Below are 5,971 nucleotides of genomic sequence, written 5' to 3'. Positions count from 1 at the left end.
GGCGTCGGCAAAACGGCCATTGTTGAGGGTCTGGCTTTGCGTATGGTCAATGGCGAAGTACCGGAATCCCTGCGCGACAAGCGCCTTTTGGGCCTGGATCTGGGAGCCTTGATTGCCGGCGCCAAGTTTCGGGGTGAATTTGAAGAACGTCTGAAGGCCCTCTTAACAGATCTTGAAAAAAGTGAAGGGAAAATCATTCTTTTCATTGATGAAATTCATACCCTGGTAGGGGCTGGCAAGGCGGAAGGTTCCATGGATGCGGGCAATATGCTCAAACCGGCGTTGGCGCGGGGTGAACTGCACTGTATTGGCGCCACTACCCTGGATGAATATCGCAAATACATCGAAAAAGATGCGGCGCTGGAACGCCGCTTCCAGCGGGTGCTGGTGGATGAGCCCAGTGTCGAAGACAGTATTGCCATTTTGCGGGGCCTCAAGGAGCGTTATGAGGCCCATCATGGGGTACGCATTACCGATCCGGCATTGGTGGCGGCTGCCCAGTTATCGCACCGCTATATTCCAGATCGAAACCTTCCCGATAAAGCCATTGATCTGATGGATGAAGCAGCATCGCGTATCAAAATGGAAATTGATTCCAAACCTCAGGAACTGGATGAACTGGAACGCCGAATCATCCAGTTGAATATTGAGCGGGTCGCACTGGAAAAAGAAAAAGATGAAGCAAGCCTGAAGAGACTGGATATTTTACAGTCGCAAATCAAGGATCTGGATAAAAAATATCAGGATCTGGAAGAAGTCTGGAAAGGTGAAAAACTGACCATCGAAGGCACTTCGCAAATTCAGAAAGAACTGGACCGCAAGCGCGTGGATCTGGATACAGCGCGTCGCGCCAATGATCTGGAACGCATGGCAGAATTACAATACAGCGTCATTCCTGCCCTCGAAGCCCAGATCAAAGCGGCTGAAACTCAAGGCGAAGGCGCAAAGCAGACAAAATTGACTTTGCTGCGTACCGAAGTCGGTGAAGAAGAAATCGCCGAGGTCGTGGCCCGCTGGACAGGTATTCCCGTTTCGAAAATGCTTGAAGGCGAAAAAGAAAAGTTGTTGAAAATGGAAGAACGCCTGCAGGCGCGGGTAGTGGGACAAAGCGAGGCAGTGGCCGCTGTTGCCAATGCCATTCGCCGTTCTCGTGCAGGACTTTCTGATCCACGCCGACCCAATGGCTCATTTTTATTTCTTGGGCCTACTGGGGTGGGTAAAACCGAATTGACCAAGGCATTGGCAGAATTCCTGTTCGACAGTGAAGACCTACTGGTCCGCATTGATATGAGTGAATTTATGGAGAAGCACTCGGTAGCGCGCTTGATTGGTGCCCCGCCCGGATATGTCGGCTATGAAGAAGGCGGCTATTTGACCGAAGCGGTGCGGCGTAAACCCTACTCTGTTGTTCTGCTGGACGAGGTGGAAAAAGCCCATGCCGATGTGTTCAATGTCCTCTTGCAGGTGCTCGATGATGGTCGCTTGACGGACGGACAGGGACGCACGGTGGACTTCCGGAATACGGTCATTGTCATGACTTCCAATCTTGGTTCGGACCGGATTCAGGAGTTCAGCCGTAGCGGCAATTATGACGCCATGCGCGTCGCCGTCATGGACGTGGTTCAGGATCATTTCCGTCCGGAATTCCTGAATCGTATTGATGAGATGGTGATTTTCCATCCGCTGACAGCCGTGCAACTGCGGGAAATCACCAGTCTTCAGATGGGCGCATTGCGGGCGCGCCTGAAAGAGCGGGATATGGATTTGTTGTTAAGTGAGGGGGCATTGGACCGTCTTGCTGAAGTGGGATATGACCCGGTTTATGGAGCCCGTCCCCTGAAACGGGTCATTCAGCGGGAAATTGAAAACCCGCTTGCCCAGCGTTTACTGCGCGGGGATTTCAGTCCGGGTGAAATCATTGAAGTGATGCTTGAAGGTGACAATTTCACCTTCACCCCGCGTCGTCTGCACTGATTTATTCTGAACACGGCGGGCCAAAGTCGCTGCAAAGCTTCCCGGCCCACCGCCGAGTTCAGGCTTACGCAGAACTCAGCGTTTGTCCTGAGCCCCCAGTTGCTGCAGGGTGCCCGCATCTTCCAGGGTGCTGATGTCCTGCGTTACATCCTCGCCCCGGGCAATAGAGCGTAACAATCGGCGCATGATTTTGCCCGAGCGGGTCTTGGGCAGGGCGTCGGTAAAACGAATATCATCCGGCCGGGCAATGGCGCCAATCAGTTCAGTGACCTGCACCCGTAATGCCGCGCCGAGTTCATCCCGGTCATCCCCTTGATGTTGATGTTTCAGCATAACAAAAGCACAAACAGCTTCTCCCTTGATTTCGTGGGGAATCCCTACCACAGCAGCTTCTGCCACTGCCGGATGGGCGACCAGGGCTGATTCTATTTCGGCGGTGCCCAGGCGATGCCCGGAAACGTTGAGCACATCGTCAATGCGGCCCATGACCCAGAAATAACCGTCCTGATCCCTACGGGCGCTGTCACCGGCTACATAGTAGCGGTTATTGAATTTGGCCCAATAACTTTCAATGTAACGCTCCGGATTCCCCCAGACTCCACGTAACATGCCCGGCCAGGGTTGATCAATTACCAGATAACCCCCGGCGTCGGGAGCGTCAACCGGATCTCCCCGGTCATCCACAATCCGGGCACTGATGCCGGGTAAGGGGAGGGCGCAGGAGCCGGGTTTGTTGGCGGTGACGCCGGGAAGTGGCGCGATCATGTGGCCACCGGTTTCAGTTTGCCACCAGGTATCGACAATGGGGCAGCGTCCCGCACCAATTTGCTGGGAATACCACATCCACGCTTCAGGGTTCATAGGTTCGCCGACGGTACCCAGCAGACGCAAACTCGACAAATCATGTCTGGCCGGCCATTCATCGCCCATTTTCATGAAAGCCCGGACGGCCGTAGGCGCCGTGTATAGTACGCTGATTCCATGGCGGGCGATCATTTCCCAGAAACGGTCGGGCTGGGGATACATGGGTGCACCTTCGTACATGAAAATGGTTGCGCCATTGGCGAGGGGGCCATACACCACATAACTGTGTCCGGTAATCCAGCCGACATCTGCCGTGCACCAGTACACATCTTCGGGTTTCAGATCAAAAGCCCAGCGGGTGGTCAGCATAGCCCAAAGCAAATAACCGGCGCTGCTGTGAAACACGCCCTTGGGTTTGCCGGTACTGCCGGAGGTATAGAGAATAAACAGCGGGTCTTCTGCCGCCATGGGCAGGGCGGGGCAGACGGCGCTTTGTCCGGCAACAGCTTCCTCCCACCAGATGTCGCGCCCTTCCTGCATGTCGATATCCGCACCGGTTCGGCGCAGGACAATGACCCGTTTCACGGAATGTTCGTGTTCACGCAGCAATGCCTGATCGGCGTGATGTTTGAGAGGGACTTTTTTGCCAGCACGCCAGGCCCCATCTGCGGTAATAAGCATCACGGCAGACGTATCTTCAATACGATCTTTAAGCGCTTCGGCAGAAAAGCCGCCAAATACTACCGTATGAATGGCACCAAGACGGGCGCAGGCCAGCATGGCCACAACGGCCTCTGGGACCATGGGCATGTAAATGGCGACCCGATCGCCTTTTTTGACACCCTGATGGATGAGCGCATTGGTAAAAATGCTGACCTCCCGGTGCAACTGCGCATAAGTATAGGTGCGGACTTCTCCGGCTTCCCCCTCCCAAATCAGTGCCGCTTTATGGCGCTGTGCCCCATGCAGATGACGATCCAGGCAGTTATGGGTCACATTGAGCTTGCCGTCGCTGAACCAGCGATAAAACGGCGCGTCGCTGGAGTCCAGTACCGTTTTGAACTCCGTGTCCCAGTCCAGATGCTGGCGCGCCAGATCAGCCCAAAATTGCTGAGGATCGTGTGCTGCTTTTTGCTGGAGTTCTGCAAAATCTTCTGCCGTCAGGTTTGCCTGGTCAGCAAAATCTGCGGGTACTGCGAAAAGGCGGTTTTCGGTCAGACTGGAATCAATGGCATTATTCATAAATCACTCTCAATTTTTTTGTGTGGTCCACATATTCAGATAATGCTTTAACATAGCATAGAGAAAAGCGTTCTTGGACTATTCGGCTACTGGCCAGCTTGAAAACTTATGCGGTGACTGCAGTTTCCTGTGCAGTGTTACCCTCAAGAACATATAGTTCGGCTTTGGTCAGTGCTGCGGGGCTACCAAATAAAACCAGTACATCTCCAGATTTCAATACGGTATCCGGAGCTGGATCACGCCCGCGAATACCGTGCCGCCGCACGGCCACCACAGACACGCCAAAACTGGTCAAATTCAACTCGCGAAGGCTGAGGTGCAAGCCAAAAGCGGTTTCACCCAAAGGGATAGAAGCCAGTCGCGCCGAAGCCTGATCTTCGCCGGGTTCAGAACCGCCCCAGAACGCACCCCGGAAGAACTGGTAGCGCTCCTGACGAAAACGTCGGACCCGACGTAATACGGTGCTGATGGGGAAACCGATGAGTAATAAGGTCTGAGAGGCGAGCATCAAAGCCCCTTCGTTTACCTCCGGCACCACTTCATCGGCTCCGGCGGCTTCCAGTTTTTCCAGTTGGCTGTCGTCATGAGCACGGACCACCACCGGTAATTCCGGTCTCAACTCCTTGATTATGGAAAGAACCCGCTGACTGGACGCCACATTGGCATAGGTGATCACCACCGCGCGCGCCGAGAAAATCCCCGCCGCCTGCAAAACGTCACGTCGACTGGCATCCCCATAAAATATGGACTCTCCCGCAGACTGCGCCTGACGGACCCGCACCGGATCCAGATCCAGGGCAATAAAAGGAATAGCTTCTTCTTCAAGTACCCTGCCTACACTTTGACCAACCCGGCCATATCCACAAAGCACCACGTGGGCCTTGAGATCAGCGGCGCGTATTTCAGTGAGTTGCTGATCGCGATGATTGCGGTAACTTCCCACCAGTTTGCGCGCAATCCAGCCATTACGTTCTACCAGAATGGGTGCCAACATCATGGATAACAACATACCGCCCAACACCGGCTGCAACACATGCGCGGGTAACAATTGGTATTGGTTGGCAAGTGCCAGCAATACAAAACCAAATTCTCCGGCCTGCGCAAGGACAATGGCAGAGCGCAATGCCACTCCGGATTCATAACCGAATAATCGACTCAGCCCCCAGACCAGAAAGCCTTTTAGAAACACAATCAGCAACAAAACAATGAGCACCCAGGCAATATTCGCCCACCAGGCGGGCAAATCCACCAACATCCCGATGGTGACAAAAAACAGCCCCAGGAGAATATCGCGAAAGGGCGCAATATCAGCTTCCACCTGATAGCGATAGGCGGTTTCGGAAATCAGCATGCCCGCTACAAATGCGCCCAAAGCCAAAGAAAGCCCGGCCTGTTCCGTAATCCACGCCAGAGCCAGGGTCACCAGTAACACATTGAGCATGAACAGCTCAGTAGATTTGCGGTTGGCAATCAACTGAAACCAGGGCCGCATTATCGGCCGGCCAATGACCAGCAAGACCAATAACACCACCACCGCTTTAAGACCGGCCATGGCAAGATCATGAGGAAGCTCTTTGGCGGACCCTGCCAGTGCCGGAATCAGAATCAGCAGGGGAACTACGGCTAAATCCTGAAACAGCAATACACTGACCGCTATGCGACCGTGACGGGACTGCATTTCCATTTTCTCGGCCAGGGCACGGATTACCATGGCCGTCGATGACATGGCCAGAATGCCCCCGAGAATCACGCCGGTTTTCCAGGAAAGCGGAATAATCAGAGCAATACCCACAAAAATAACACTGGTAAGCAAAACCTGGGCAGCGCCCATACCAAAAATCAGTCGTCGCATGCTCATGAATTGTGAAAGACTGAATTCCAGCCCAATGCTGAACATCAGAAACACCACACCAAATGCTGCCAGTTGACGGGTGCTGGCCAGATCGGGCAC

The 5,971-nt window shown here is 54.0% G+C and carries 3 protein-coding genes; 1 reads left to right on the top strand and 2 read right to left on the bottom strand.

Annotated elements, in window-relative coordinates:
• On the top strand, positions 1-1,974 hold a 1,974-nt coding region (locus AC2VLY_RS07030), incomplete at its 5' end, for an AAA family ATPase (RefSeq protein WP_486922003.1).
• Between the two features lie 75 nt (positions 1,975-2,049).
• Here the strand turns inward: AC2VLY_RS07030 and acs are convergent.
• Together acs and AC2VLY_RS07020 are read right to left on the bottom strand one after the other, a co-directional pair.
• Positions 2,050-4,020, bottom strand: a complete 1,971-nt coding sequence (gene acs, locus AC2VLY_RS07025; protein ID WP_486922002.1) for an acetate--CoA ligase — start codon at positions 4,018-4,020, stop codon at positions 2,050-2,052.
• Between the two features lie 106 nt (positions 4,021-4,126).
• Positions 4,127-5,971: monovalent cation:proton antiporter family protein (locus AC2VLY_RS07020; RefSeq protein WP_486922001.1), on the bottom strand; the 1,845-nt coding region annotated here is incomplete at its 5' end.

It is taken from the genome of Acidithiobacillus sp. TH-A36, from assembly GCF_057473445.1.
This window is presented reverse-complemented; position numbering and strand designations above follow the sequence as displayed.